The organism is Variovorax sp. SPNA7 (assembly GCF_033807855.1).
Classification (GTDB): domain Bacteria; phylum Pseudomonadota; class Gammaproteobacteria; order Burkholderiales; family Burkholderiaceae_C; genus Variovorax; species Variovorax beijingensis.
In genome coordinates this window covers 231,475-257,076 of the sequence record NZ_CP138514.1, presented here as the reverse complement: position 1 = coordinate 257,076, position 25,602 = coordinate 231,475, and the positions used below count along the sequence as shown (strand labels likewise).

Below are 25,602 nucleotides of genomic sequence, written 5' to 3'. Positions count from 1 at the left end.
GCCCCTGCGTTCGAGGATTCATGAAAGTCCTGGTCCTCGGTTCCGGCGCGGGCGGCGGTTTTCCGCAATGGAACTGCAACTGCCGGCTGTGCGCGGGCCAGCGCCAGGGCGTGCTCGATGCCTGCGCGCGCACGCAAAGCTCGATCGCGGTCTCCGCCGACGGCGAATCGTGGGTGCTGCTCAATGCCTCGCCCGACATCGGCCAGCAGATCCGCAGCCACCCCCAGCTGCATCCGCGCCATGGCCTGCGCGACACGCCGATCAAGGCGGTGGTGCTGATGGACGCGCAGATCGATCACGTCGCCGGGTTGCTCGGCCTGCGTGAAGGGCCCTGCATCGACCTCTATGCCACGCCCTGCGTGTTCGAGGACCTGACCACCTCCTTTCCCGTGCTCGGCGTGCTGGAGCACTACTGCGGCACGCGCTGGCACATGCTGGCGGTGGCCGGCACGCAGACGCGCGTCGACTTCGGCGTGGCCGGCTTTCCTTCGCTGCGTTTCACCGCGGTGGCCATTCCAGGCAAGGCGCCGCCCTATTCGCCGCACCGCCGCGAGCAGACCGTGGGCGACAACATCGCGCTGTTGATCGAGGACCTGCAGGGCGGCCGGCGCCTCTTCTACGCGCCGGGCCTGGCCGAGGTCGGCCCCGAGGAGCTGCGCTGGATGCACGATGCCGACTGCCTGCTGCTGGACGGCACCTTCTGGACCGAGGACGAGATGCGCCACGCCGGCCTGGGCACGCGCACCGCCAGCGACATGGGCCACCTGCCGCAGACCGGCACCGGCCCGCGCGCCGGCATGGTGGACGCGCTGCTGGCCACGCCGGCGCGGCGCAAGGTGCTGATCCACATCAACAACAGCAACCCGATCCTCGATGCCGCGAGCGCGCAGCGCCAGCTGCTCGAAGGCCATGGCATCGAGGTGGCCTACGACGGCATGGAGATCTCGCTGTGACCGGGCGGCGCCTCTTGGCGGCGCTGCTGCTGATGGGCCTGGCGCTGGCGGCGCAGGCGGGCATGATGACGCGCGCCGCGCTGCAGCGGCATTTCCCGCCGCCGTGGACCGTGGGCGAGAAGGATGCGCAGCTGCCGGTCTGGCCGATCTTCAAGCAGGACATGACCAGCCCGGTGCTCGCGGGCTACGTCTTCGAGTCGATCGACCTGGCGCCGATCCCCGGCTTCTCGGGCACGCCGATCAACCTGCTGGTGGCGCTGGATGCGAAGGGCGCGTTCCTCGACGTGCGCGTGCTCTCGCACCACGAGCCGGTGTTCCTCGAGGGGCTGGGCGAAGGGCCGCTCTTGCGCTTCGCCGAGCAGTACAAGGGGCTGTCGCTGCGGCAGAACATCAAGATCGGCTCCAACGCCAACCGCGGCGAGCAGCAGGGCAGCGCCAACGTCTACATCGACGGGGTCGCCAAGGCCACCGCGTCGGTGCGCATCCTCCACCAGAGCCTGCTCGCTTCGGCACTGCAAGTGGCGCGCGCCCGGCTCGGCTTTGGCGCCGGCAGCGACCCGGCCCTGCTGGCGCGCGTGCGGCGCGACGGCTTCCGGCCGATGGACTGGGACGCGCTGCTGCAGGCCGGGCTGGTGCAGCGCGTGCGGCTCTCGCGCGGCCAGGTGGAACGGGCCTTCGCGGGCACCGGCGTCGAGGAGGCGGAGGGCGCCGGCGCGGCCTCCGGCGAGACCTTCAGCGAGCTGTACCTGGCCTACCTGAACGTTCCGGCCGTGGGCCGCAACCTGCTGTCGGAAGCGGGCTGGCAGCACCTGCTCGGCCGCATCGACGAGGGCGACCATGCGCTGCTGGCGATCGCCACCGGCCGCTACACCTTCGTGGGCGACCGCTTCGTGCGCGGCGCGGTGCCGGACCGCCTGACGCTCAGGCAGGGCGACCTGCCGCTGGAGCTTCGCGACCTCGACCTGGACGATCCGCTGCGGCTGCCGGCCGCGCTGCGGCATGCCGATGCCAAGGTCTTCCGCGTCATCGGGCCGGCCGGCCTGGACCCGGCCCGGCCACTGGACTTTGCGCTGCGCGTGACGCGCGAGAAGGGCATGCTCTACGGCGAGCGGGTGAGCCGCGACTTCGCCCTGCCCTACCGGCTGCCGGCCGACCAGGTGATTGCGCCGCAGGACGACACCAAGGGCTGGCAGGCCGTGTGGCATGCGCGCGCCTGGGAGCTGGCGGTGCTCACGGGCGCGCTGGCGCTGCTGGCGGTGGTGCTGGCGCGGCCGCGCTGGATCGTCGCCACGCCCGCGCGCCTGGCGCGTTTTCGCACCGGCTACCTGGTCTTCACGCTGGTCTTCATCGGCTGGTTCGCGCAGGGCCAGCTCTCGGTCGTCCACGTCACCGCCGCGATCCAGGCGCTGGCGGCCGGGCGCTCGCTCGGCTTCCTGCTGTACGACCCGATGAGCGTGGCGCTGTGGGCCTTCGTCGCACTCACGCTGGTGGTCTGGGGACGCGGCACCTTCTGCGGCTGGCTCTGCCCCTTCGGCGCGTTGCAGGAACTCGCGGCGCAGCTCGCGCGGCGCGCGGGCCTGGGCAGGAAGCGCCTGCGGCTGCACCGCGACCTCGATGCGCGGTTCAAGCGGCTCAAGTACGCGGTGCTGGCAGTCATCCTCGCGCTGGCGGCCGTCTCGCCCGCATGGACCGACCGGGCGGTGGAAGTCGAGCCCTTCAAGACCGCGATCACGCTGAACTTCGTGCGCGCCTGGCCCTTCGTGGCCTGGGCGGGCGGCCTGGTGCTGCTGAACCTGGTGCTCTACAAGGGCTTCTGCCGCTACCTGTGCCCGCTCGGCGCGGGGCTCAAGCTGCTCGGGCATGCGCGGCTGCTGAAGTGGATTCCGCGCCGCGCCGAATGCGGCACGCCCTGCCAGACCTGCCGGCACCGCTGCGAGTACCAGGCGATCAAGCCCGACGGCGCGATCGTCTACGGCGAGTGCTTCCAGTGCCTGGACTGCGTGGCCATCCACGACAGCCCGCAGCGCTGCGCGCCGCTGATCGCGCGCGGTCGCCAGCGGGTGATTCCGGTGCACGCGGCGGCCGCCGTCCGGAGTGCGGCATGAAGCGGCGCCGGCTGCTGCGCCTGTCGCTCGGCCTGGGCGTGCTGGCCGGTGGCGCGGCCCTGGCGCCGGCCGTCACCGCGCTGCACTGGGGCCGGCGCGACCTGCTGGGCTTTGGCACCGCGTTGAGCCTGCAGGCCGGGCACGAGCGCCAGGCGGTGGTGGAACGCGCGCTGGACGAGGGCGTGGCGCTGCTGCGCCGCATCGAGGCGCAGATGAGCCTGTTCGATCCCGCCAGCGCGCTCTCGCGGCTGAACCGCGAGGGCCGGCTGGCCGCGCCGCCGGAAGATCTGCTGGCGGTGCTGCGCATCGCGCACGAGGTGTCGCGCGAGAGCCGCGGCGCCTTCGACGTAACGGTGCAGCCGCTGTGGGAGGCCTTCGCGGCCGCCCAGCGCGAAGGCCGCCTGCCGGACGCGCGGGAAGTGGCGGCGGCGCGCGCGCGGGTCGACTGGCGCGCGCTCGATGCGCGGCGCCGGCTGGTGCGCTTCGACGCGCCGGGCATGGCCGTGACGCTCAACGGCATTGCGCAGGGCTATGCGGCGGACCGCGTGCGGCAGGCGCTGGCGGCGCGCGGCATCCGGCATGCGCTGGTCGATGCCGGCGAGTTCGCGCCGCTCGGGCTGCGCAGCGGCACGCAGGCCTGGTCGCTCGGCATCGCCGACCCGCAGGCCGAATCGGCGCTGATCGCGCGGCTGCTGGCCGACGGGCGCTGCGTGGCCACCTCGGCCGACAGCCAGGCCTTCTTCAGCGCAGACCGCCGGCACCACCACATCGTCGATCCGCACACCGGCTATTCGCCGCCGGCCCTGTCGGCCGTGACGGTGGCGGCGCCCAGCGGCGCGCTGGCCGATGCGCTCACCAAGGTGTTCTTCGTTGCCGGGCCCGCACAGGCGCGGCAGGTCGCGCGCCAGTGGCAGGTCGATGCGCTGTGGATCGACAAGGCCGGGCGCTGGGAGGCCACGCCCGGCCTGCAGATCGAGCCGGCCGCGGGGCGGCCGATGCTGTAGCTGCGGCGCTCAGGCGGGCTTGGGCGCCCACGCCATGCACCAGCCCTTGGCCGCGATCTGCTTGCGGCCGAACATCGCGCATCCCGCCCAGGCATCGGAGGGCGTGCCCTGCCACATCGCGCAGTTCACGCACTCCTGCGTGGCCGCGTGGCGCGGGTACTTCTTCTTGTCGACGCTCTTGGTGTCGTGCCTGTAGCCCAGCTGCACCGAAGTCTCGTCGCCTTCCTCGGCGCGCGGCGGCGCGGCCAGCACGCGCACCGGCAGCGCCGCCAGCAGGCAGGCGCCGCCGGCCGCGCGGCCGACGAACTCCCGGCGGGAGGCGCCGCGGCCCCCTTCGCTGTTGCGATCCGTCATGCCGCCTCCTTCAGTTGGACGCCACGCGGGCCTCGCCCGCCCGGGCGGTGCGCGCGCTGCCGGCCGAAGGGATCTTGAAGACCCACACCATGCCGCCCTGCTCCAGCAGGTTGACCTTCTTGGCCACCTCGCCGCCCCACAGCGGCACCGCGCCACCCCAGCCCGAGACCACGGCCACGTACTGCTCGCCGCCCTGCTGCCAGGTGACCGGCGGCGCGACCACGCCCGAGCCGGTCTGGAACTCCCACAGCACCTTGCCGGTCTTGGCGTCGGCCGCCTTCAGGTAGCCCTCGGGCGTGCCCCAGAACACCAGGTTGCCGCCGGTGGTGAGCACGCCGCCCCAGAGCGGCGCGCTGTTCTTGATCTCCCAGGCGATCTTGCCGCTCTTGGGATCGATCGCGCGCAGCGCGCCGATGTAGTCCTCGTTGAGCGGCTTGATGGTGAAGCCCGAGCCGAGGTAGGCCGCGCCCTTCTTGTAGGCCACCGGTTCATTCCAGATGTCCATGCCCCATTCGTTGGCGGGCACGTAGAACATCTTGGTGTCGGGGCTGTAGGCCATCGGCATCTGGTTCTTGCCGCCCAGGAAGCCCGGCGCGGCGAACACCGAGTTGCCCTTCTTGCCGTCGCCGCTGGCGACGGGGTCGCCCGGGCGGTTCTCGGGCACGAAGTTCGGGCGGCCGGTCTTCAGGTCGATGCCGTTGGCCCAGGTCGTCTTCCTCACGAAGGGGAAGGCGTTGAGCAGCTGGCCGGTGGTGGCGTCGTTCACGTAGAAGTAGCCGTTGCGGTCGGCCTTGCCGCCCACGCGCCGGCCGTCCATGTCGAAGGTGACGAACTCGTTCACGCCGTCGAAGTCCCAGCTGTCGCTGGGCGTGTTCTGGTAGTGCCACTTGATCTGGCCGGTCTTCACGTCGATGGCCACGGTCGCGCACGAGAACAGGTTGTCGCCCTTGCGCAGGTGGCTGTTCCACGGCGCCGGGTTGCCGGTGCCGAAGTAGGCCAGGCCGGTCTTGGCGTCGAAGGTGCCGCCCAGCCAGGTGGCGGCGCCGCCGGTCTTCCAGAGGTCGCCCGGCCAGCTCTTGTTGACGGTGCCCGAGACGCCCGCCTCCTTCTTGTTGCCGTCGTTGTCGTAGGTGTAGCCCATGTGGCCTTCCACCGTGGGACGCGACCACACCATGCTGCCCGTCCGGGCGTCGCGCGCCTCGACGCGGCCGACGATGCCGAACTCGCCGCCCGACACGCCCGTGAGGATCAGGCCGTTGGCGATGATCGGCGCCGCGGTGGCCGAGTAGCCGGCCGCGTAGTCGTCGATCTTCTCCTTCCAGACCACGTCGCCGGTGTTCTGGTCGAGCGCCACCAGCTGCGCGTCGAGCGTGGCGAAGATCACCAGGTTGTCGTACAGCGCCGCGCCGCGGTTGACCACGTCGCAGCAGGGCATGATGCCCTCGGGCAGGCGGTGCTCGTACTTCCACAGCTTCTTGCCGGTGATGGCGTCGAGCGCGTAGATGCGCGAGTACGAGGCGGTGACGAACATCTTGCCCTTGTGGATCACGGGCTGCGATTCCTGGCCGCGCTGCTTCTCCCCGCCGAAGGAGAAGGCCCATGCCGGCGCGAGCCGGGACACGGTGCCGGTGTTGACCTGCTTCAGCGGCGAGTAGCGCTGGCCCTGGGTATTGACCCCCCAGGTCAGGACGTTGCCGTTCGCCGTGGCTTCGGACTGGATCATCTTGTCCGTGACTTGTGCGCCGGCGCCGCCGGCCGCGGCCAGGCCGATGGCCATGAGCGCGTTCAAGAGCTTCAATTGCATGTGGTGTCTCCTCGTGGGTGTGGATAGCGGCTCGGGCGTGCCACGCGGGCATGCCTTCACGGGAGTCAAGGGCAATCTCCATGCCACGCGCGATGCGGCCTTCCAGGGGCTCTTGCGCGCATCGCGCGGGCCGCCGGGCGCGGGTTTTCCCGCTGCATTGCTACAAGGTCGAACAGCGCGCGGGGCAGCATCGTTGCATCACGGCGCAGTGATCGCCACAAGGCTGCGGCCGTGCAACGGATGGCTGCGGCAGGGTGCTAGCTGCCGGCCCTGCGCGCGGTCTTCATCGCCATCGCGGCAAGCAGCGCCGCCGTTGCCAGCAGCGCAAGCTCCATTCCCGCATACACCCAGTCCGCCGCGCGAATGCTGGCGAACAGGTGGCGGCCGCCGGCGCACAGGTTCCACAGCGGCAGCGCCGCGCACAGCACGGCAGCGGCGCCGAACTGTTCCGTCCATGCGCGCTGGACAGGCCTTGCGCCCGCGTGGAAGAGCATCAGCGCCCACACGGCGAAGAACAGGTGGATTTCCCACCCGCGGCGATCCGCGAGCTCCGCCGGCAGCAGGCGGTTGCCCCAGAGAAACGCCGCCATCGCCACGGGAAGCCCCGCGATGGCCGCGACGTTGAGCCGCTCCACCAGGCGGCGACCGGCCGGCGCGTGTTCAGGATCGGCCCGCTTGGCGCGCCGCTTGACGGTCCACAGCACGAGCCCCGTCGCCACCATGGCGGCACCGGCCAGGCTCGCCATGAAGTACAGCCAGCGCACCGTGGTGCCGGCAAAGCGCGCCATGTGCAGGCCGTAGAGCACGCCGCGCGTCTCTGCGGCGGGGCCCGAGTGGTCCTTGACCTGCCGCAGCGCGCCCTGCGGACCTTCGAACGCCAGGTAGCGCGGGCTGACGGACACGCGCGATGCCTCGCTGCGCACGACCTTCACGCGCGATGCGGCATCGCCCGGGTGATCGACGACCAGGCGCGCCACGCTGCCGATGCCCCAGCGCCGCTCGGCCTCGCGCACCATCGCGCCCACGTCGGGCAGCGGTGCCGCCGTGCCGCGCGGCGTGCCCGGAGGCATGAGCGCCGTCATTTCGGCGCGCAGCGATTGGCGCGTCTGCGCCGCATCGGGCGCGCTGTCCAGGCCCCAGGGCATGTACAGCGTCATCAGCGTGACCAGGCCGGTGTAGGTGATCAGCAGGTGAAAGGGCAGCACCCACACCGACAGCATGTTGTGTGCATCCAGCCAGGAGCGCGCGCCCTTGCCGGGACGGAAGGTGAAGAAGTTGGTGAAGATCTTCTTGTGCGTGATCACGCCGCTGACCACCGCGACCAGCATGAACATGGTGGCCAGTCCCACCAGCCAGCGCGCCGCGACCCGCGGCAGGTAGTGCAGCGAAAAATGAAAGTAGTAGAAGAACTCTCCACCGGTGGTCTCGCGCGCATGCAGCGGCTTGCCGCTCAGCGGATCGAGCATGGCCCTGCCGTCGCTGGCGCCGCCGCCGGCGCGCCACGATGCGGCGACGACGTTCCTGCGTTCGTCCGCCAGGTCGATCACCCACTGGGCTGCGCCCGGTGCGAGCCCCTGCAGGCTTGCGATGGCCTGGGCAGCGCTCGCGGCCGCGTCGGGCAACTGCGCGAGCGCCGGCACTTCGGGCCGCATCCACTGGGAGATCTCCTCCCGGAAGTAGCTCACCGCGCCGGTGAGGAACATCGCGTAGAGAACCCAACCGAACACGAGGCCGGTCCAGGTGTGAAGGCCGGCCATCGACTGGCGCAGGCTCTTTGCCGCCGTCTTCATGCGCCCGGCACCCGCCAGACCCAGCATGCCGCCGCCAGCAGCGGCAGCGCGGCCAGCGCCAGGCCCAGCCACGCCCGGCGCGCGCTGCGTGCCGCAAACACCCAGATGACCGCGGCTGCATACACCACGAAGCTGGCCTGCATGCCCGTGAGCACCGCCTCGACGGTGCCCATGGGCAGCGCCAGCGCAGCGACGCTGGTCAGCACCGCGAGCGCATAGCCGCCGAACAGCGCGGCCGCGATCCGCGACAGCAGCGGGCCTCGGGCACGCCGCACGGCGCCACGCGTCGCCCGCATCAGAAGCGGTAGAGCGCGCTCAGGTTGGCGGTGCGCTCCGCGCTGCGGTAGCAGATGCTGCCGTTGCAATCCATCAGGGACTGCTTGTTCAGCAGGTTGTTGAGATTGAGCGAGACGCGCCAGGGGCCGCGGTCGAAGCCGAGCGCCAGGTCGACCAGCGCGATGCTCGGGTTCGTGATGTTGGCGTTGCCGGTGTCCCAGGCCGAACGCGCCTTGCCGAGGTAGCGCACGCCGAGGGCGGCAAACGCGCGGGTCGAGTCGCCCACCGGGAACGAGTACTTGCCCCACACCGATGCGCTGTGCTTGGGCGCGCTCATCTGCGGCAGGCCCAGGTCGCCGTCGTTGCTGCGCGTGATGCGGGTGTCCAGGTAGGTGTACTGGGCGATCAGGCTGATGTTGCTGGTCACGTCGGCACGGGCCTCGAGCTCGAGCCCGCGCGACCGGACCTCGCCGGTCTGGATGACTTCGCCGGGCGCCTGCGGCGCCGCCGTGGTCACGTTGCTGCGCACGATGTCGAACACCGATGCCGTGTAGCTGGCGTTCCTTCCGGTCGGCTGGTAGCGCACGCCGGCTTCGATCTGCCGGCCCTTCGAAGGCTTCAGCAGGTTGCCGTTCAGGTCCTTGCCGATCTCCGGCGAAAAGGAGGTGGCGTAGTTCGCATAGGGCGCCCATCCGGAATCGAACAGGTACACGACACCGACGCGGCCGGTGGTGGCGCTGGCCGAGGTGTCGTAGACCTCGCTGCTGTCGCCGGTGTTGCCGAAGGTGCGGGTGCCCGTGGCGTCCGCCTTGTCATGCCGCACGCCGGCCGTGAGAACCCAGCGGTCCCATTTGATCTGGTCCTGCAGGTAGAAGCCGACCTGCTTCGATGGCACCCGGTCGACATACGGATCGGCGGCCGGCGCGAGCGGCTGGTGCATGTACACGGGCGCGAACAGGTTCATCGGCGCCAGCAGGGGGCGGTCGTACGGAAACTCGTCGGTGGTGCGCGACCTGGCGTAGTCGACACCGGCCAGCACGGTGTGCTTCAGCGGGCCGCTGTCGAAGCGCGCCTGCACGCGCGTGTCCAGCAGCAAGCCCTTCCAGTGCGTCTCGCGCGGCGAGAAGCTGCGGTTGAGCGTGTAGCCATCGGCGCGCAGGCCGCGCGGAAACACGTTGGTCTCCGAGCGGTCGAGTTCGCTGTAGCGCATGCTCTGCTGCATCGACCAGGTGTCATTGAAGCTGTGCTCGAACTCGTAGCCGAGCATCTTGTTGTCGCGCCGCCAGCGGTTGTCGTAGCCGCCGATGTTCACGCGCGGGCTCGGCTGGCCGAACACGCCGGGCTGCTCCAGCTGGTTCTGCCAGGCGTAGGCCTGGTTGTCTTTCTGGTAGCGCCCGAGCAGCGTCAGCTTGGTGCTGGCGCTGGGCTGCCACGTGAGGGCGGGCGCAATGTAGAGCCGGTTGTCGCGGTCGTGGTCCAGGCGGGTGTTGGAGTCGCGCCCCAGCACCGTGAGGCGGTAGGTCCATTCGTTGCGGCTGTCCAGCGCGCCAGCGATGTCGGCCTTCAGCTGCTTGCGGTTGTAGGTGCCGTACTCGATGCCGATCTCGCGCACGGTCTCCGCCGTCGGCCGCTTGCTCACGGCGTTGACCATGCCGCCCGGCGGCATCTTTCCGTACAGCACCGACGCCGGCCCGCGCAGCACTTCGAGCCGTTCGAGGCCGTAGGGCTCGATGGGCGCGGCATAGGAGCGCCCGGAGGTCAGCAGGCCGTCCATGAAGACGCCGGCGGTGCCGAGCTCGAAGCCGCGCAGCAGCGAGAACTCGTCGACCGCCCAGGGCTTGAGATTGGGCGTGACGCCGGCGGTGTAGCGCAGCGCCTCGTCGAGCGACTCCGCCTTGCGGTCGCCGATTTCGTCGGCGGTGATCACGGAGACGGACTGCGGGTTCTCGATCAGCGCCGTGTCGGTCTTGGTGGCCGTGGCGCTGCGCCTGGCGACATAGCCGTTGACGCGGCCCGTGGGCGTTTCGCGCTCGGGCGCGGCGGTCACCGTGACGAGTGCCAGCGTGGCAGCGCTGTCGGCCGCGCCGCTGCGCACCACGGGCGCCGCCGCCTTGCGCAGCGCGTAGGCACCGCTGCCCTGCCCCGTCACTTCGTAGCCGCTGCCGCGCAGCACCTGCTCGAAGCCTTCCTGCGCCGTGTAGCGGCCCCGCAGCCCGCCGCTTCGCAGCCCGGCGAGCATGCCGGGCTCGAAGATCAGCTGGACGCCCGTGGCGGCCGCGAACTGCGCCAGCACGTCGGCAAGCGAGCCGCCGGCAATGGCGTACTGGCGCACACCGGCGCCCGCCGGCTCGGCCGCGAACACGGGCGCTGCAAGCAGTGCCAGCGCGCCGGCCCCGCCCAGTGCCGCGTGCATGGCAGCGGTGGCGAGGGCGGCCATGATTTTTCCGGTGTGCCGGTGCCGGCGTGCGCTGTGCTGCGATCCCATTTGTCTGCGTCCTGTGATGTCTGTGATGGTGGTCGGCGCATCGGCATCGATGCGTCATTCCCTCTCACACCGGACGAAACAGAAAAAGTGATCACTCCCGGGTGGATTTTTTTCCTGCGCCGGCTAACGCGGCGCCACCGTGACCCAGTAGCGGGTCGTCTGCTCGATGCGCAGCGGCAGCGAGCGCGCCAGCAGCGCGAGCCCGGCATCGGTGTCGGCCAGGGAGACGGCGCCGGATACGCGCAGCTCGGCCACCGCGGGATGGCAGCGCAGCACGCCGCTGCGGTAGCGGCTCATTTCGGCGACGACGTCGGCCAGCCGCATGCTTCTCGCAAGCAGCATGCCTTGCTCCCAGAGCGCGGCGCTGTTCTCGACAGTGGCCCCGGGGCCGATGCGCCCGGCCTCGAAATCGACCTGCTCGCCGGCGCGCAGCATGCGCGAAGCGCCGTCCACGGGACGTACTTCGACGGCCTGTTCGAACACCGCGACGCGCGTGGTGCGGTCGTCGAGCCGGCGCACGCTGAAGCGCGTGCCCAGCGCCCGCACGGTGCCCTGCGGGGTCTGCACCAGGAAGGGCCGGTAGGTGGGCGACGGGTCGGCGTGCGTGGTCACGAGGATCTCGCCCGCCTGCAGGCGGATGCGCCGTTCGGCGGCCGTGAACACGATGTCCGCCGCGCTCGCGGTGTTGAGCACCAGGCGCGAACCGTCGGCCAGCGTCATCGACCTGCGCTCGCCCGTGGCCGTTGCAACATCGGCGGCCCACTCGCGCCAGGGCATGTGCCGCCAGGCGAGCCAGCCGGCCGGCGCAGCAACCAGCAACGCACCCAGCATGCCCATGCCGCGGCGGCGGCTGGGTTGCTGCTGCAGGGCCTGGAAGGCCTCCTTGCCGATGCCCGCCGGCACTTGTGCGAGCACCCCCAGCAGGGCCTCCGCCCGCGCCCAGGCCTCGCCGTGCGCGGGGCTCTGCTCGCGCCATCGGTTGAAGTTCGCCTGCGCCTTCTGGGCGTCGTCGCCGTAGCGCAGCGTCATCATCCAGTCGGCCGCCTCGCTCAGGAGCGCGGGATCGGGGCGGGCCTGCGCCCCGCTCGGCTGCTGGCTGCTCATCGCACCGCTTCGCTCACGCGACCGACATGCAGGCGACCAGCGCCTTGTGGATGTGGCGGCGCACCGTGATCACCGGCATGGCCATGCGCTCGGAGATCTGCTGCAGCGTCAGCTCGTCGAACTGCGCCAGCAGGAAGACCTGCCGCGTGCGGCCCGGAAGGCCGGCCAGCATGGCCTCGATGCGCAGCAGCGATTCGATGATGAGCATCCGCGCCTCTGGCGACGGCGCCTCGGGCTCGGGCAGATGCGCAATCGCTTCCAGGTAGGCCCGCTCCACCTCGCGCCGGCGCCAATGGTCCGCCACCAGCCCCTTGGCGACATGGGTCAGGAAGGCGCGCGGCTCGTGCCCGAGGTTGGTGGTGCGCGAAGATGCCATCAGCCGCACGAAGGTGTCGTGCGCCAGGTCGGCCGCATCGCAGGCGTCGCCCAGGCGGCGGCGCAGCCATCCCAGCAGCCAGCCGTGGTGGTCGCTGTAGAGAACTTCGATGGGCTCGGGAGGATGGGTGGCCGCGGGCATGGAACGGTTCCGGCAAGCGGATCGGAAGAAGTGGATGAGAATCGTTTGCAATTATATTGCCAGGCGTCGTTGGGGCGGGCGGCGGCGGTCACCCGGCGCCCGTGAAGTGAAGCGCGCCGCGACCTTTGGCAGTGATTTCCATCGGCTTTGGCAGTAATTGGCGACGGCCTTGACAGTCGTCGATTGCCGCCATCTTTGGCAGGTGCCGCCAGTTTTGGCAGTAAAGTTAAAGAAACCGCCGTTGCCTGCCGGCAGGGCCGAGCCGCTACATCGGAGGAGGCAACAAGCATGAGAACCGTTTATGCCGCAGCGCTGGAGGTCGGCGCCCAATCCGACGTTTCAGTCTCGCTGAACTACATCGGTCGGTGGATACAGGACTGGTACCTCCGTCAGCGCCTTTCAGTTGACGTGTTTGAAAGCCTCGGGAAGGGTGACTTGGCAGTCACTCCCGCCGAAGGGCATCAGCTCTCCATTCGGCACCATGCCAGCAAGGAAGCACCGGGTGAGCAACTGGTTGACCTTCGTTGGACGTACCCAGACCAATACGACAAGAGTTTGGGATGGATCATCGCTCTATCCCTGCTCAGGCAAGGCGATGGACTAGTACTGTCGCTGGAGGTGGCGGTGACCGGCTTGCAGTTGGTGATAGCACCTGCAAGCATCAAGCTCGGCTCGCCTCGGGTCATCCGCGACATCGCCCGTCTTCGCTCGGTGCGCCTTCGAGGCCACCCTTACAGTGTGACGCCCGAGCTTGTCGGCGCGGAGCACGTCGAGTTGCTGGTGAGCGAGCTGATGGACTCGACCCGCCCTCATCCCATCGTTCTCGTGTCGAAACGTGTTCAGGATGACATGCCCTTGATCAACTCGAACGAGCTTGCGGAACGTCTTGCAGGCGTGGCTAAGGTCTACGAGTTGGCCGACAAGTGGGCGGCGTTCAGACTGGCCGAAGAGGTGGGCAAGGCCTTCTCCTGCTATGGCGGCGCTATTCGCCTCTATTGGCCCGGCTTCAATGACCAAGTAGACCCATTCATGCATCCGCTCTGGATGCCCTGGCAGTTCAAGGATGCGGATGCTACCGAGCGCACGCTCGGTCAACTCTGCAGCATGATCTTCGACGCAGCCGCCTTCAGACATGTGGAGCCCCTCGCCATCTCGAGAGTGCGCTCGACGGCGGAGCGAGAGGCACGCGAGGCGGCTCGCAACAGCAGAGCGAAGTCTGAAGACGAACTCCTCGACGACCTCGTCGAGATGGAGCAGAAGCTCAAGATGGCAGAGGCTGCCAATGCGGAGCTGCTGCAGGACAACAAGACACTACGCGAGAATGCCGCGGCACTCGTGGCGTATAGCGGTTGGAAGGACAGCGCACCGACTTCGCAAGGGCAAGCGCCAGCTGGCTCCTCCGAACCTGTGGCGCCGGTGAGCGTTGAAGAGGCAGTGCGGCAGGCAGAGGCCACGTCAAAGAACCTTCGCTTCCTGCCGTCGGCCTATTCTTCCGCTTCAGGTTCGCCCTATAAGCATCCAGAACGCGTGCTGGAAGCGCTTGCCGCACTGGATGAAGTGGCGTCGATCTGGGCCGAGACCGTCGGCTCCGGCAAAGCGGGCGGCTCCGTTCGCCAGCTTTTCAAAGCGCGAGGCTTCGACTATGCCGACGATGTATCGCAGACCTCTAAGGGCAAATGGGGGAGCGAGTACACCGCAACCTACAACGGCCAGGAACTGGACATCTCGCCACACATCACTTTGGGCGCGAAGCAACCCGACACGTGCCTCTCAATCCACTGGGCCTGGCACAAGGAGGAAAAGGTCGCGCTGGTGGCGCACGTAGGGCGCCACAAGACCAACACAAAGACCTAGATTTGGTCTTCTTCCAGCGGCTGAGATCGCAGGCCGCGAAGTCCGCTGCGAGCCCATCTGAGACATTAGATCTCGCCCAAATGAAGCGCACCGCAATAAATCGTCGCGTCTGTGCGCGATAAATGCACGAGGCTAGAGTTGCAGCCGGCGAAAAGGAATGACGAACTGCAGAGGCTCAAGGCTGACCTTCAAAGAGCTTTGTCTCTCCCGAGGCCGAGTCGAAACCGAAGGCAGAATGCGGCGACGTCAGGCCATCCATAGCGAGAGCAAGATCCAAACGTCTGACAACCCGAGGAACATGAATCTATGGGTTTACCAGCTGGTCTGATTTGCGCCGCCTATTGCAAGAGGTCCTGGAAAGGACTCCACCTTCGCAGAGACGATGCCGATGCTTATGTGGAGGCAGGTCTCGGACCAAGCCTGTGCTGGGAGTTCGAGTTAACGACAGGGCGAAAAATGTGCCTTTTCTGCCGAGAGCTGCAGCCGGGCTTTTCTGAGATTTGGCTGGAGCACCTGGTTCATTTCGAACCGTTGGATCTCGAGGCAGCTGGAGATGCAATTGGGGTTCAAACAAGCGACTTGATAAGGGTCGGCGGTCAGCTGAAATGGCGGGGCGACTGAGATCGGCCATCAGAAGTAACTTAGCGCGACCACAGACCTATCAAGAGATGCTAGCGACATTATGAAATGGCCATTCGATCAGCCTCGAAACTGCGCGACGGTTTTCTCGAAAGGTGTCTTAAATCGTAGTAGGCCGATCCTGCTGGTTTCACATGACAAAGATGATCATGGATGGCAGTTCCTGGACGGAGTCAGCGAGGAGTTGGAAGACGTTGCGCTTGCTGGTTTAGGTCATGTCCTAGAAATCGACCCTGCAATAGCTCAACTCGCCGACCTTGCGCCCGGCTTCCAAGCCACTCGCGCGGGTCCTGAAGAGCAGTGGGTGATCGAACGGGCGCCGCCTGACGAAGACGAAAATTGAAATCTCCTTCCCCTCGGGCAGCTAGTTAGGATAACGGCCACCGGCCATGAGCAGATCTTCACGATGATCAGCTATCCGGTGCACGCATGTGAAGGAATCATCGAACGACCGTGACAGGCGATCTGAAATCCTTGCAATGAAACCTGCACTGTTAAAGAGAATCTCAGCCGAACTCGAGGCTCGTGGTCTCAAGCGGCTTGAGCCGGAAGCCTGGACTCTCGCGGTCGAACCAGGCGTCGAACTCCATGTTCGCCTTCGGTCGACGCGGAGCGTACAAAGCTTCTGGCTCGAATTTGGCCTCGGAGTCCGCTTTGAGGAAATCGAAAAGGCCTGTGCCGAGGCGATGGGCGAACCATTGATGCGGGAGACGGGAACTCTTGGCGCCGATCTTCGGCACTTGGTTGACCGAAAGACCGCCAGTGGATGGGACTTTGAATCGGAAGCCCAATTCGAAGCCACAGCTTTCGAAACGCTGATGGCGACTTTCGACGCGGGGCTCGCCAAGATGATGGCGTATACGGATCGGGCGCGCGTTCGCTTGCTGGTTGATAACGCCTGCGCTGGCATTTTTGAAGACCCTGTGACGTGCCGCTTTCACCACTATGCTCCAGTCGTTCTGTACTTGGACGGAGAATTCGGCCTCGCGTCAGAATACTTATGCAATGTGCTGGAGGACGCGAAGCGGCGATCTGGTGACCAAAGCTCCCCATTCATTGACGCCTACATGCGGTTCTCAAGCGCACTTCACGCGCATATGACGCACTGAGGACTCGCCTTGAAGATTACGTGCACCACACCTGCATTTATCAGCCAGGAGCGGTCGTTCACGTCAACTGAGGGTTCACATTGGACAGTTTGATTCTGGAGCGCCTACTCGCGCCGGCGACCTTGACGGCGCAAATTGCAAGTCGCTTGGATTTAGAGGGCGCCGTACTGCTATCAGCAACGTCCAGGAACATCGACGCGCCGGGCTACCTTTCCGACTTGGTGGGCGTGACGCTGACGTGGAACGGACATATCGGAGCTCCGACTCGCACCGTGCTGAAGGTGTCTCACGTTGGATATGGGCAGCCGGAGCTGCCGTTTTACGAGAACATTTCGAGCCGCTTGAACTGCCAGGTCATCCCCAAGTTCTACGGAGGTGGAGTGGACGAACCCACGGGACGAACGTGGCTGTTGATGGAGGATCTCTCCGGCTCGCACGAGCGTCCCAGCGACCCGCCGTTGCCGCCAACGTTCGCGCGGAGTGCAAATATCGTGGAAGCACTCGCACAATTTCATGCTGCTGGATGGGGCAAAGATGAGTGGCACGACATCGGCCCAACGCTGTGGGAGCGGCTTCGGTCCTCAGACTGGCTCTCAGCGGCATGTGATCGCTTGTTTTCCAAGGCAGGAGATGCTCTGGATGACAGCACGCGAGATGCCTATGCGCGGTTTCTGCTTGACTTTCCGGCGCTCGTCGAGCGAGCCGATCTACTTCAGGGGAAGACGCTCATTCATGGGGATGCTCACGTCTGGAACTGGATGCTGCCATGCGACGTTGCGACCGACACGCCGAAGCTTATCGATTGGGACGGCTGGCATTTGGGCGCTGGCGTCTGGGACCTCGCTTACATGATGGCCGCTCAATGGGACCGCGGGGTACGCCAGCGCTTTGAGATGCCGTTGCTGGACCGCTATCACGCAGCGCTCACTGCGTCCGGCGTGACAGGGTATTCGCGCGAGGCACTTCAAGAAGATTACCGCCTCGCCGTGCTCCTGCACATGCGCACGCCGATCGCACGATTTGCCAAGAGCATGTCGGCCTACGTGTGGTGGCCTCAACTCATGCGCGTTCAGCACGCAGTGGAAGACCTTCGCTGCCTTGATCTGTTGGCGTAGCCGGCGAGGCCAGCGACCGCTTTGGGAAAAACTGAACTTCGGCTTCGGCTGGTTGCTGCCGTTCGATGCCGCCGATCGGAGGGGTACTATCGGCCAGGAGCAAGCCGCTCCCGGTCAAGACAGAATCAATCAGACGCAGACGGGAATTTCATGAACGGACTTCAAGCCCTCATCATCGCTTCAACGACCTTTGCCTCGCTAACGGCTTCGGCAGGTGTACTCAATCGACTGTCGGGAACTTGGGACACGATGCCCATCGACAAGCCCACATGTGAGTCCGACGAATATCAGCACACGATGGTGGTGTCTCCACACAAAGATCGGGTCACCATCAAGCACGCTAAAGCCATCGATGGTCCGAATGGAAAAATTCAGGAGTACACGTACAAGGTGCTGTACGAGCAAGAAGATCGGGTAATGCTCTTTCTTGAAGGGGAGACAAGGAAGACTCGCAACGGCGATCTCGTTATCTGGGAGTTGATTCTGGAGAGGCCCGACTACTATCGTTGGCGAACTTACGGATCCCCGGCGGACTGGAGAAATTCAGTGGTGGGACAACGCTGCAAGACTTGAGCGCGACGGCGTTCTCTACCGAGTGCCCGCAACGCCCGGCTAGTCGCCGGGTGCGGCCAACCAGTACAAACTTAGAACTGTGGCCTCCCCGATGAACCGTCCTTCCCAAACTCGCAACTTTTGGCCCTCGGCGATGCGAGGCTCCACGAGATCTGGTCTGAGGAATTTCACAGGCACGACGCGTGACTCTCCTGGCTGAAGCGGCTCTATTTCGGAAAGGTCGAATCGCCCGTCAAAAAGCTCTCCGTCGATGCTCAGCGGACATCCCCACCAAGCGGTGGAAGTCGGTCCCGCTCGCCCACCCGCGTCCGGGGGGAACAGCCGCAGTTCGACGAGAGCATCAGGAGCCCAAAGCGCCACCACGTTCCTTTGAAACTGTGTTCATTCGTCTACGAATGACCGGATCCAAGCAGATTCCGCACATCTGGCAAGAGATCGTTCCTGGCCGGCAACGGTATTGGTCGTCTGCAGCCTGTCGCGACATGTGAGCAAGGGTGTGTAGGCCGTCAGCAAGCCCGAATGAAACGAACATGTATGCCGAATGCACCAGTGCGCACTTCCGTACATATATCTTGGCCTGCTGCATAGTTCGAAAACGACTCTTTCGGAACGCTTAGCTCCACTTTGCTCGAGCCTACGGATGCCACAAGAACGTGGCGACGTGGCTTCGAACTCACGTACTTGTCCGAAACGACACCTCGTTCCATATAACCTTCGGCCGAAAGCGTTGCGGCGTTCGTGTGAAGCAAAGCGGCTGGCCCAAGAAACACACCAATCAAAACGGCGATGCCGACGGATGCGCGCCGAACTATGACCCATAGCAGCAGTGCGTACATCGAACCCGCCAGAAGTCCAAAAAATATTGCTTTCGCAAACTCCACCGTGTCCATGTCCAGGACCGCGCGGATAAGGAGTACCGCTGAAAGGCAGCTCAAGGGCGCTGCGATGTTGATTCGTGTCTTATCCGGAGGATTACCACGAGGCTCCCGCAATCGAAAATAGTCGTTCGCCACAAGTGGCGCAACAGTGATACTGAAGATGGCCGCATACGCCGCCAAGATTGCCGCCCAATAAGGCTGAGGGCGAACAAGAACCCATACGCAGATGACGACGGTGACGAATGCACCAAAGAACCTGGTGCGTCGGCCGAGAGGGCCAAGGGTCGGACTAAGTTCCGGCAGAGCTAACCCGCGTTTCATGGCGCCCCTGGCGCGTTGTCGAACGCTTTGGGTGTAGGAGGCGACTGGGTCGCGGTGGCAAAGACGTAGTAGGTAGCCATCGGCTTTAAGTTGTAGCGTACTCAGAGGCGCAGTCGAACGTCGGGTTCTGGTCCGCATTCTGCCTTCCGCGACGCAACCCCCCGCCGCGGTTGCCGTCAGAACGGAAGGTCGACCACCGCGCTTTCGTCGAGGCGCTCCGACCGCCAATCGCTTGGACCGGTACCTGCCGGTACACTTTTCGAACGAACGCCCGAAAGCTCCCCAGCTTCCATCCGTATGACCGTGCAAACTCCATCCACCTCGGCCCTCCTTGAAAGTGGGCCGACGGGATCCGCTCTCGCCATGCTGAGGGAGTTCGGGATGGGCCTTTTGGCCTTGGTCACTCTCGCGCGTTCAGGCAATGCGCAAGACATGCACCGCGAGGCGCTCCAGGTGCTGAAACGGCTGGTTTCCTTCGACTCAGCATGGTGGGGCGAAGTTTCGCCCGGATCTACCGACAGCCCGCCGAGAAACTGGCTGCACGGCAGCATCGGGCTGAGCACCGGCTTTGCAGAGGAATGGAACGCGCTCGCAGATGCGGACCAGTTCGCCCGAGCATCCATTGCACGCTGCGGCGTGGTACTGCGCGGCGGTGCAGGCGACGGCAGGCACACGCCGGGTGGCACGGTCGACGGGTTTTGCAAACGACACCGCCTCCATCACGCCATGGCGATCACGCTCGAATTGCCGTCGAGCGGTTTGCTTTTCTTCGTAGCGATCTATCGGCGCGCTGCCGGTCCAGCCTTCCGCGACGAGGAAGCGGTCATCTTCGGCGAGTTCACCCGCCACCTCGTGCAGCACTGGCGGGACGTGCTCGACCGTCTTCAAGGTGCCTTGCCAGGTCGCATGTGGAACACGTATGCGTTCGCCGATGGAGGCGGCCGTCTCCTCTACCTGGGCGCACGGCTGGGCCAAGTTCTCCAACAGGCCAATCCCGGCTGGCAGGGAACGATGTTGCCCCCAACCATCGCAGACTTGGCCCATCAGGCGCCGTACTCCATCGCGGTGGGCCGATCGAATCGCCTGACGGTTGCGCCCTGTGGTCGTCTGCTCGCGCTGGTGCTTGAAGATCGAAGTGCCGGGAATCCGCTCGCCCCGCGGGAACGTCGCGCCGCCACCTTGTACGCTCAGGGCCGCTCCTACAAGGAGATTGCCGAGCGGCTCGATCTGAGCCCTGCGACCGTGCGGACCTACCTGCGCAACGTGTATGCCAGCCTCGGCGTGCGCAACAAGGTCGAGCTTGGCTCAGCCCTGGGCCTGGGAACCCGCGAGGCCCCGTAGTTTCCCGCCCCCTCCGCATTTGCAGAGGCCTGGCCACGAAGGCCGCTCGCTACGCTGCCGGCTCCAAAGCCCCAGCCTGCGAGAGCGGGCAACACGACACAAGGAATTTCCTCATGAGACTCGGCTTCCGAACTATGGCCAATTGCCTGCGACCCCGCGGACTTGCAGTGGCATGCAGCGTGGCACTGCTTGCCTGCGCGGCTCATTCGCAACCGATGCCGCCCGCGCCCGCAGGCGCACCGACTTCTTCGGTTCCCATCGCGCTGCAGGAAGTGCGCTGGCAGATGTTGAATCCGGGCATCAACGCATTGACGTTCCGCTCGATGGACCGGATCTTCGACACCCGGGAAGTCACCCACCGGCGTGCGGTATGGGCGATCCCGCGCAACGATGCGCCCCTGGACTTCAGATACGAGTTCGAAGGCACCGCCTATACCCCGGAGGAGTTTCTCGATCGCACCTATACCAACGCACTGCTGGTGATCAAGGACGGCGCCATCGTCTACGAGAACTACCGAAACCTGAGCGACGGCGACACGCGATTCATGGGCTGGTCCATGACGAAATCCATTGTTTCCACGCTGGTCGGCATCGCGCTGAACGAAAAGCGCATCGCATCCATCGAGGATCCGATCGCCAAATACCTCCCCGAGCTTGCGCGCGGTGCCTACAAGGACGTGTCGATCCGGCAGGTGCTGGAGATGCGGTCCGGCGTGGACTACGAGGAGCGGTACGACTTCCAGAATCCCGGCATTGCAGCGAGCAACCACATGTCGTCCCTGGTGCGGAACACCTCGCGTTTTGCCGATGTCGCCATGACGATAGGGCGTGCACATCCCCCCGGCAGCCACTTCGCCTACAAGACGATCGACACGGCAGTGCTCGGCTGGCTGGTCGAGCGCGTCTCGGGCACCACCTTCGCGGGCTACATGAGCGAGAAGCTGTGGGAGCCCATGGGCGCGGCGAGCAACGGCTTCTTCATCATGGACGGTGCTCCGGGCGCAGGCCGTGAGTTCACGGGGGCGGGATTCAACGCAACTGCCAGGGACTGGGCGCGCTTCGGTCTGCTGTTCCTGAACAACGGCTATGCGAATGGGAAGCAGATCGTCCCCGAGAAGTGGGTCAAGGCCGCGACCGCTTCGGTCCCCGGCAGCAACTCGCCGAACGGCGGCTATGGCTATCAATGGTGGACATTTCCGCAAACCGGCGCGTACTATGCCCTTGGTCTGCAGGGTCAGTTCACGTACGTCGATCCGGCCACTCGCACGGTGGTCGTGAAACTCAGCTACATGCCACCGGGCCGCACCGAGCCCTATGCGGAAACGCGTGCCTTCCTTCAGGCCGTTTCGAACTGGAAACCCCGCCGCTAGTGTTCCATCTCGCTTTTTGAGAGTTCGCATGAAGTCAGCAGGGCTGAAGGGCACCGTTTCCATCGAGCTCGTGCACGAGGCGATTCGCGCCGCCGCGCTCAGGAACATGGACATCAGCGGCGTGCTCGAGATCGCCAGGCTGGACCGCGATCTGCTGAACGCGCCGCGCGCGCGCATTCCGGCGGCGGCGTACTCGCGCATGTGGGTGGCCCTGGCCGACCTGATGGATGACGAGTTCTTCGGTCTGGACAGCCACGGGCTGCGCCGTGGAAGCTATGCGCTCATGACGCGCGCGGCGGTCAACTCGGAGAACCTGGAGCACGCGCTGCGACGGATCCTCCGGTTTCTTCACGCCACCCTGGACGACTTTCGCGGGGAGCTGGTCCGATCGGCGGACGAGGCGCGCGTGATCCTGCACGACGGTGGCGTGCTGCGCCGGCTGTTCGGCTACGGCACCTGGTTCATCCTCGTCCATGGGCTGGCATGCTGGCTCGTGCACCGGCGGATTCCCCTGCGCGAGATGCGGTTCCGCTGCCCGCCTCCGGCCGATGACAGCCACTACCGCACGCGCTTCTGCGAGAACCTGAAGTTCAACGCGGAGACCACGCACATCACCTTCGCAAGCGAGCTGCTCGACCTGAAGATCGCGGAATCTCCGCAGACCGTCGACAACTTCCTGCGGGCCGCGCCCGCCAACCTGCTCGTCAAGTACCGCAATGACTCGAGCACCAGCGCACAGGTGCGGCACCGGTTGCGCAGCCAGATGCCCGATGCGTGGCCCGAACTGGAGAAGCTTGCGCAAGAGCTCTGCGTCTCCGGCACCACGCTCCAGCGCCGATTGCAGCAAGAGGGGCTGAGCTACCAGCGGGTGAAGGACGACCTGCGGCGGGACATCGCGATCGATCTGCTGTCGAGCGCCACGCTGACGGTGGCGGAAGTCGCCGCCCGCACCGGATTCCAGGAGACCAGCGCCTTCCATCGCGCCTTCAAGAAATGGACAGGCGTGAGCCCCGGAAGCTATCGCTCCTCTGCGCACGCGCGGGAATGAGCCCCGGGCGCCCGCGCCCGCCCATGAGACATCCGCATGCCCGAAAGCCCCGGCCAGATCGAGGCCTGCGGGCATGGGCATCGAATGCTTGCGGCACTAAGCTCCTCGGCAATCCAGCAACGAGGAAACCCGCAATGAACCGAATGATGGCGCCGCCGCTGGGCACGCAGGCGCTGCGAGGCGCCGTCGACTGGGCGATTGCCACGCGGCGCAGCGTCAGGGCCTACTTGCCCAGGCCGGTGCCGCAGGAAGAGATCGAAGCGATCCTCTCGACCGCGCGCTACAGCGCTTCGGGCATGAACATGCAGCCCTGGCATGTGCATGTGCTGACCGGGGCGGCGAAGGCCGGCCTGTCCGCTGCGATCACCGCGCTCGACGACGATCCCGGCAGATCAGGGGAACTGCTCGAGCCCTACGACTACTACCCGCGCGAATGGCTCTCCCCCTACCTGGAGCGGCGCCGCAAGGTGGGCTGGGATCTTTACGGGCTGCTCGGCATTGCCAAGGGCGACAAGCAGCGCATGCACCAGCAGCATGGGCGCAACTACCGCTTCTTCGATGCGCCCGTGGGCTTGTTCTTCACGATCGACCACACGCTCCAGGAAGGAAGCCTGCTGGACTGCGGCATGTTCCTGCAGAGCGTGATGATCGCCGCGCGCGGCCGCGGCCTTCACACCTGCCCTCAAGCCGCGTTCCTGAAGTTCCATCGCCAGATTGCCGAGTTCCTGGGAATTCCCGCGGGCCGGATGCTCGTCTGCGGCATGAGCCTGGGCTATGCCGACGACGCTTCGATCGAGAACTCGCTGGTCACCGAACGGGAGCCGGTTTCCGCATTCACGACGTTCCACGACAGCATGAAGGAGACAAGGACATGAGCGCTCAATCCTATGCAAAGGGGCTCGACCGCTGCGAGGCCAACCATGTGCCGCTGACGCCGCTCGGCTTTCTCGAGCGCGCCGCGCTGGCGCATCCGGACCGCGTGGCCGTGGTGCACGGCGAGCTGACGCGAACCTGGGGACAGACGCGCGAGCGCTGCCATCGCCTGGCGTCGGCGCTGGTGGCCAGGGGCATCCAGCCGGGCGACACGGTGTCGGTGCTGGCGCCCAACACGCCGGCGATGCTGGAGTCGCACTTCGGCGTGCCGCTGGCAGGTGCCGTGCTCAACGCGATCAACCATCGCCTGGATGCAGAAGGCATCGCGTTCATCCTGCGCCACGGTGAATGCAGGCTGCTGATGGTCGACCGCGAATTCTCCGGAACGGTTGCCGCCGCCCTGAAACTTCTGGACAACCCTCCCCCGGTCATCGACATCGAAGACCACCTCGCACCGCCCGGCGAACGCATCGGCGAGACCGACTATGAATCGCTGCTGGCAAGCGGCGACCCGGCGTTCCCCGGCCGCTGGCCGAGCGACGAGTGGCAGCCCATCGCGCTGAACTACACCTCGGGCACGACGGGAGACCCGAAGGGCGTGGTCGCCAGCCACCGCGGCACGTACCTCATGAGCCTGCTGCAGATCACGAACTGGGCGATGCCGCGGGCGCCGAAATACTTGTGGACACTGCCCATGTTCCATGCGAACGGGTGGTGCTTCACCTGGGCCGTGACGGCGGCGGCCGGGACCCACGTCTGCCTGCGCCGGGTTTCCGCCGAAGCGGTGCTGGAGGCCATCGACACGCACCAGATCGACCATCTCTGCGCGGCGCCGGTCGTGATGGCCATGCTCTCGGATTCAGCCCAGAACATCAGGCTGTCCCGCAGCGTGCGGGTGCTGACCGCGGGATCCCCGCCGCCGCTGGCCGTGCTGAACGCCGTGCTGGCCATGGGCTTCGACGTGGAGCACGTGTTCGGCATCACGGAGGTTTGCGGCACGCCGGTGAGTTGCGCGTGGCAGGACGGCTGGGACGATCTCGCGCCGGCCGATAAAGGCAAGCTGCGGGTGCGCCAGGGCGTGCGGGCCGCCATGTTCGAAGGCCTCATGGTCGGCGACGCCGACACGCTGGAGCCGGTTCCCCGCGACGGCAAGACCACGGGGGAGCTCATGCTGCGCGGCAACACGGTGATGATGGGCTACTTCAAGAACGAGGCGGCCACGCGCAAGGCGCTCGCCAACGGCTGGTTCCGCACCGGCGACGTGGCGGTTCTTCATGGCAACGGCTATGCGCAGATCACCGACCGTTCGAAGGACGTGATCATTTCGGGCGGCGAGAACATCTCTTCGGTGGAGGTCGAGGATGTCGTTCATGGGCACCCGGCCGTCCTGCATGCGGCCGTGGTTGCCCAGCCCGACGAGAAATGGGGAGAGGTTCCGTGCGTGTTCATCGAGCTCAGGGCAGGCGTTCCGGCGCCTTCCGAACAGGAGATCATTTCGTTCTGCCGCGAGCGGCTGGCCCACTTCAAGTGTCCGCGCCGGGTGATGTTCGGCAGCTTGCCGAAGACGGCCACCGGAAAGATCCAGAAGTTCCGCCTGCGCGAGCAGGCCGGAAGCCGGCAGGCCATCACCGGCCTCGCGCACCATGGTTGAGTTCGAGCCCGCTGCCGGTGCACCTGTCGAGCCCGGCTACCGCTTCTCGCGAACCCACACTTTCGACGAAGAGCAGGTCAGGGCATTTGCCTTGGCCGCGGGAGACGAGAACCCGCTGCACCACGATGCGGCGTTCGCAAGAGGCACGCGCTTCGGCGGAATGATCGCCAGCGGCACGCACACCACCTCGCTGCTGATGGGTCTGACCGCCACGCATTTCGCGAAGAAGGGAAATGTCCTGGGCATCAACTTCTCCGTCGATCTGCTGCGGCCGGTCCTGGCGAGCGAGACGGTGCTGATCGAGTGGAGCGTTTCGTCGATCGCGGCCCGTCCAAAGGGCGGCAGCATCATCGAGCTGCAGGGATGCATGAAAGGATCGGACGACCGGACCCGCGTGCTCGCGCACGGCACCGTCCTGCTGACTTCCGGCGAGTGAGG

Annotated in this window: 22 protein-coding genes; 14 read left to right on the top strand and 8 right to left on the bottom strand. The window is 66.2% G+C overall.

The features are described from left to right. Nucleotides 1-20: 20 nt before the first annotated feature. From pqqB to RZE77_RS28890, 3 genes are read left to right on the top strand one after another with little or no spacing between them, the layout of a single operon-like run. Nucleotides 21-953, top strand: coding sequence for a pyrroloquinoline quinone biosynthesis protein PqqB (gene pqqB / locus RZE77_RS28900; RefSeq protein WP_319443134.1), 933 nt, complete (start codon nt 21-23; stop codon nt 951-953). Continuing rightward, nucleotides 950-3,058, top strand: a complete 2,109-nt coding sequence (locus tag RZE77_RS28895; RefSeq protein WP_319443133.1) for a 4Fe-4S binding protein — start codon at nt 950-952, stop codon at nt 3,056-3,058. The genes pqqB and RZE77_RS28895 overlap by 4 nt, the downstream gene beginning before the upstream one ends. Continuing rightward, complete coding sequence (locus RZE77_RS28890) at nt 3,055-4,062, top strand: FAD:protein FMN transferase (protein ID WP_319443132.1); 1,008 nt, start codon at nt 3,055-3,057, stop codon at nt 4,060-4,062. The genes RZE77_RS28895 and RZE77_RS28890 overlap by 4 nt, the downstream gene beginning before the upstream one ends. A gap of 9 nt (nt 4,063-4,071) precedes the next feature. On the opposite strand, the gene RZE77_RS28885 is transcribed toward RZE77_RS28890, so the two are convergent. From RZE77_RS28885 to RZE77_RS28855, 7 genes are all read right to left on the bottom strand, one after another. Next, nucleotides 4,072-4,416 (bottom strand): high-potential iron-sulfur protein, encoded by a 345-nt coding sequence (locus tag RZE77_RS28885; protein ID WP_319443131.1) that lies wholly within the window; start codon nt 4,414-4,416, stop codon nt 4,072-4,074. Nucleotides 4,417-4,426: 10 nt separating this feature from the next. After that, entirely contained in the window at nt 4,427-6,220 is a 1,794-nt protein-coding gene (locus RZE77_RS28880; RefSeq protein WP_319443130.1) for a PQQ-dependent methanol/ethanol family dehydrogenase, read from the bottom strand. Nucleotides 6,221-6,477: 257 nt separating this feature from the next. Further along, nucleotides 6,478-8,010 (bottom strand): PepSY-associated TM helix domain-containing protein, encoded by a 1,533-nt coding sequence (locus tag RZE77_RS28875; protein WP_319443129.1) that lies wholly within the window; start codon nt 8,008-8,010, stop codon nt 6,478-6,480. Beyond that, a complete protein-coding gene (locus tag RZE77_RS28870) occupies nt 8,007-8,306 on the bottom strand; it encodes a DUF3649 domain-containing protein (RefSeq protein WP_319435183.1) in 300 nt (99 codons plus the stop codon). The genes RZE77_RS28875 and RZE77_RS28870 overlap by 4 nt, the downstream gene beginning before the upstream one ends. Next, nucleotides 8,306-10,723 (bottom strand): TonB-dependent siderophore receptor, encoded by a 2,418-nt coding sequence (locus RZE77_RS28865; protein ID WP_319443128.1) that lies wholly within the window; start codon nt 10,721-10,723, stop codon nt 8,306-8,308. Before RZE77_RS28865 ends, RZE77_RS28870 begins: the two co-directional genes overlap by 1 nt. A 171-nt stretch (nt 10,724-10,894) precedes the next feature. Further along, entirely contained in the window at nt 10,895-11,875 is a 981-nt protein-coding gene (locus RZE77_RS28860) for a FecR domain-containing protein (protein ID WP_319443127.1), read from the bottom strand. A 13-nt stretch (nt 11,876-11,888) separates the two neighbouring features. After that, a complete protein-coding gene (locus tag RZE77_RS28855) occupies nt 11,889-12,392 on the bottom strand; it encodes a sigma-70 family RNA polymerase sigma factor (RefSeq protein ID WP_319443126.1) in 504 nt (167 codons plus the stop codon). Nucleotides 12,393-12,680: 288 nt separating this feature from the next. Here RZE77_RS28855 and RZE77_RS28850 point away from each other — a divergent pair, with 288 nt between their 5' ends. From RZE77_RS28850 to RZE77_RS28830, 5 genes are all read left to right on the top strand, one after another. After that, the gene (locus RZE77_RS28850; RefSeq protein WP_319443125.1) at nt 12,681-14,246 is read left to right on the top strand and encodes a hypothetical protein; all 1,566 of its coding nucleotides are present in this window, start codon (nt 12,681-12,683) and stop codon (nt 14,244-14,246) included. Between the two features lie 682 nt (nt 14,247-14,928). Beyond that, a complete protein-coding gene (locus RZE77_RS28845; protein WP_319443124.1) occupies nt 14,929-15,228 on the top strand; it encodes a hypothetical protein in 300 nt (99 codons plus the stop codon). A 136-nt stretch (nt 15,229-15,364) separates the two neighbouring features. Continuing rightward, complete coding sequence (locus RZE77_RS28840) at nt 15,365-15,994, top strand: hypothetical protein (RefSeq protein ID WP_319443123.1); 630 nt, start codon at nt 15,365-15,367, stop codon at nt 15,992-15,994. Nucleotides 15,995-16,074: 80 nt separating this feature from the next. Beyond that, nucleotides 16,075-17,109, top strand: coding sequence for a phosphotransferase family protein (locus RZE77_RS28835; RefSeq protein ID WP_319443122.1), 1,035 nt, complete (start codon nt 16,075-16,077; stop codon nt 17,107-17,109). Nucleotides 17,110-17,259: 150 nt separating this feature from the next. Continuing rightward, on the top strand, nt 17,260-17,682 hold the full coding sequence (locus tag RZE77_RS28830) for a hypothetical protein (protein WP_319443121.1): 423 nt from the start codon (nt 17,260-17,262) through the stop codon (nt 17,680-17,682). A gap of 506 nt (nt 17,683-18,188) precedes the next feature. Here RZE77_RS28830 and RZE77_RS28825 read toward each other — a convergent pair. Beyond that, nucleotides 18,189-18,881: a hypothetical protein gene (locus RZE77_RS28825; RefSeq protein ID WP_319443120.1), complete on the bottom strand. Its 693-nt coding sequence runs from the start codon at nt 18,879-18,881 to the stop codon at nt 18,189-18,191. 297 nt (nt 18,882-19,178) lie between these two features. Here RZE77_RS28825 and RZE77_RS28820 point away from each other — a divergent pair, with 297 nt between their 5' ends. The 6 genes from RZE77_RS28820 (at nt 19,179) to RZE77_RS28795 (ending at nt 25,600) form a co-directional block, all read left to right on the top strand. Beyond that, entirely contained in the window at nt 19,179-20,222 is a 1,044-nt protein-coding gene (locus RZE77_RS28820) for a helix-turn-helix transcriptional regulator (RefSeq protein ID WP_319443119.1), read from the top strand. A 179-nt stretch (nt 20,223-20,401) separates the two neighbouring features. Then, the gene (locus RZE77_RS28815) at nt 20,402-21,592 is read left to right on the top strand and encodes a serine hydrolase domain-containing protein (RefSeq protein ID WP_319443118.1); all 1,191 of its coding nucleotides are present in this window, start codon (nt 20,402-20,404) and stop codon (nt 21,590-21,592) included. 28 nt (nt 21,593-21,620) lie between these two features. Then, nucleotides 21,621-22,640, top strand: a complete 1,020-nt coding sequence (locus RZE77_RS28810) for an AraC family transcriptional regulator (protein ID WP_319443117.1) — start codon at nt 21,621-21,623, stop codon at nt 22,638-22,640. A 134-nt stretch (nt 22,641-22,774) separates the two neighbouring features. Further along, on the top strand, nt 22,775-23,515 hold the full coding sequence (locus tag RZE77_RS28805; RefSeq protein ID WP_319443116.1) for a nitroreductase: 741 nt from the start codon (nt 22,775-22,777) through the stop codon (nt 23,513-23,515). Continuing rightward, complete coding sequence (locus tag RZE77_RS28800) at nt 23,512-25,164, top strand: AMP-binding protein (protein WP_319443115.1); 1,653 nt, start codon at nt 23,512-23,514, stop codon at nt 25,162-25,164. The genes RZE77_RS28805 and RZE77_RS28800 overlap by 4 nt, the downstream gene beginning before the upstream one ends. Beyond that, nucleotides 25,157-25,600, top strand: coding sequence for a MaoC family dehydratase (locus tag RZE77_RS28795; protein ID WP_319443114.1), 444 nt, complete (start codon nt 25,157-25,159; stop codon nt 25,598-25,600). The genes RZE77_RS28800 and RZE77_RS28795 overlap by 8 nt, the downstream gene beginning before the upstream one ends. Nucleotides 25,601-25,602 lie beyond the last annotated feature (2 nt).

Excerpts from the sequence above, each read along its gene's own strand:
- pqqB (WP_319443134.1), top strand. The coding sequence starts at position 21 with ATGAAAGTCCTGGTCCTCGGTTCCGGCGCGGGCGGCGGTTTTCCGCAA.
- RZE77_RS28800 (WP_319443115.1), top strand. The coding sequence starts at position 23,512 with ATGAGCGCTCAATCCTATGCAAAGGGGCTCGACCGCTGCGAGGCCAAC.
- RZE77_RS28825 (WP_319443120.1), bottom strand. The coding sequence starts at position 18,881 with ATGAAACGCGGGTTAGCTCTGCCGGAACTTAGTCCGACCCTTGGCCCT.
- RZE77_RS28850 (WP_319443125.1), top strand. The coding sequence starts at position 12,681 with ATGAGAACCGTTTATGCCGCAGCGCTGGAGGTCGGCGCCCAATCCGAC.
- RZE77_RS28840 (WP_319443123.1), top strand. The coding sequence starts at position 15,365 with ATGAAACCTGCACTGTTAAAGAGAATCTCAGCCGAACTCGAGGCTCGT.
- RZE77_RS28855 (WP_319443126.1), bottom strand. The coding sequence starts at position 12,392 with ATGCCCGCGGCCACCCATCCTCCCGAGCCCATCGAAGTTCTCTACAGC.
- RZE77_RS28830 (WP_319443121.1), top strand. The coding sequence starts at position 17,260 with ATGAACGGACTTCAAGCCCTCATCATCGCTTCAACGACCTTTGCCTCG.
- RZE77_RS28795 (WP_319443114.1), top strand. The coding sequence starts at position 25,157 with ATGGTTGAGTTCGAGCCCGCTGCCGGTGCACCTGTCGAGCCCGGCTAC.
- RZE77_RS28810 (WP_319443117.1), top strand. The coding sequence starts at position 21,621 with ATGAAGTCAGCAGGGCTGAAGGGCACCGTTTCCATCGAGCTCGTGCAC.
- RZE77_RS28890 (WP_319443132.1), top strand. The coding sequence starts at position 3,055 with ATGAAGCGGCGCCGGCTGCTGCGCCTGTCGCTCGGCCTGGGCGTGCTG.
- RZE77_RS28880 (WP_319443130.1), bottom strand. The coding sequence starts at position 6,220 with ATGCAATTGAAGCTCTTGAACGCGCTCATGGCCATCGGCCTGGCCGCG.
- RZE77_RS28875 (WP_319443129.1), bottom strand. The coding sequence starts at position 8,010 with ATGAAGACGGCGGCAAAGAGCCTGCGCCAGTCGATGGCCGGCCTTCAC.
- RZE77_RS28885 (WP_319443131.1), bottom strand. The coding sequence starts at position 4,416 with ATGACGGATCGCAACAGCGAAGGGGGCCGCGGCGCCTCCCGCCGGGAG.
- RZE77_RS28805 (WP_319443116.1), top strand. The coding sequence starts at position 22,775 with ATGAACCGAATGATGGCGCCGCCGCTGGGCACGCAGGCGCTGCGAGGC.
- RZE77_RS28820 (WP_319443119.1), top strand. The coding sequence starts at position 19,179 with ATGACCGTGCAAACTCCATCCACCTCGGCCCTCCTTGAAAGTGGGCCG.
- RZE77_RS28845 (WP_319443124.1), top strand. The coding sequence starts at position 14,929 with ATGAAATGGCCATTCGATCAGCCTCGAAACTGCGCGACGGTTTTCTCG.
- RZE77_RS28870 (WP_319435183.1), bottom strand. The coding sequence starts at position 8,306 with ATGCGGGCGACGCGTGGCGCCGTGCGGCGTGCCCGAGGCCCGCTGCTG.
- RZE77_RS28865 (WP_319443128.1), bottom strand. The coding sequence starts at position 10,723 with ATGGCCGCCCTCGCCACCGCTGCCATGCACGCGGCACTGGGCGGGGCC.
- RZE77_RS28860 (WP_319443127.1), bottom strand. The coding sequence starts at position 11,875 with ATGAGCAGCCAGCAGCCGAGCGGGGCGCAGGCCCGCCCCGATCCCGCG.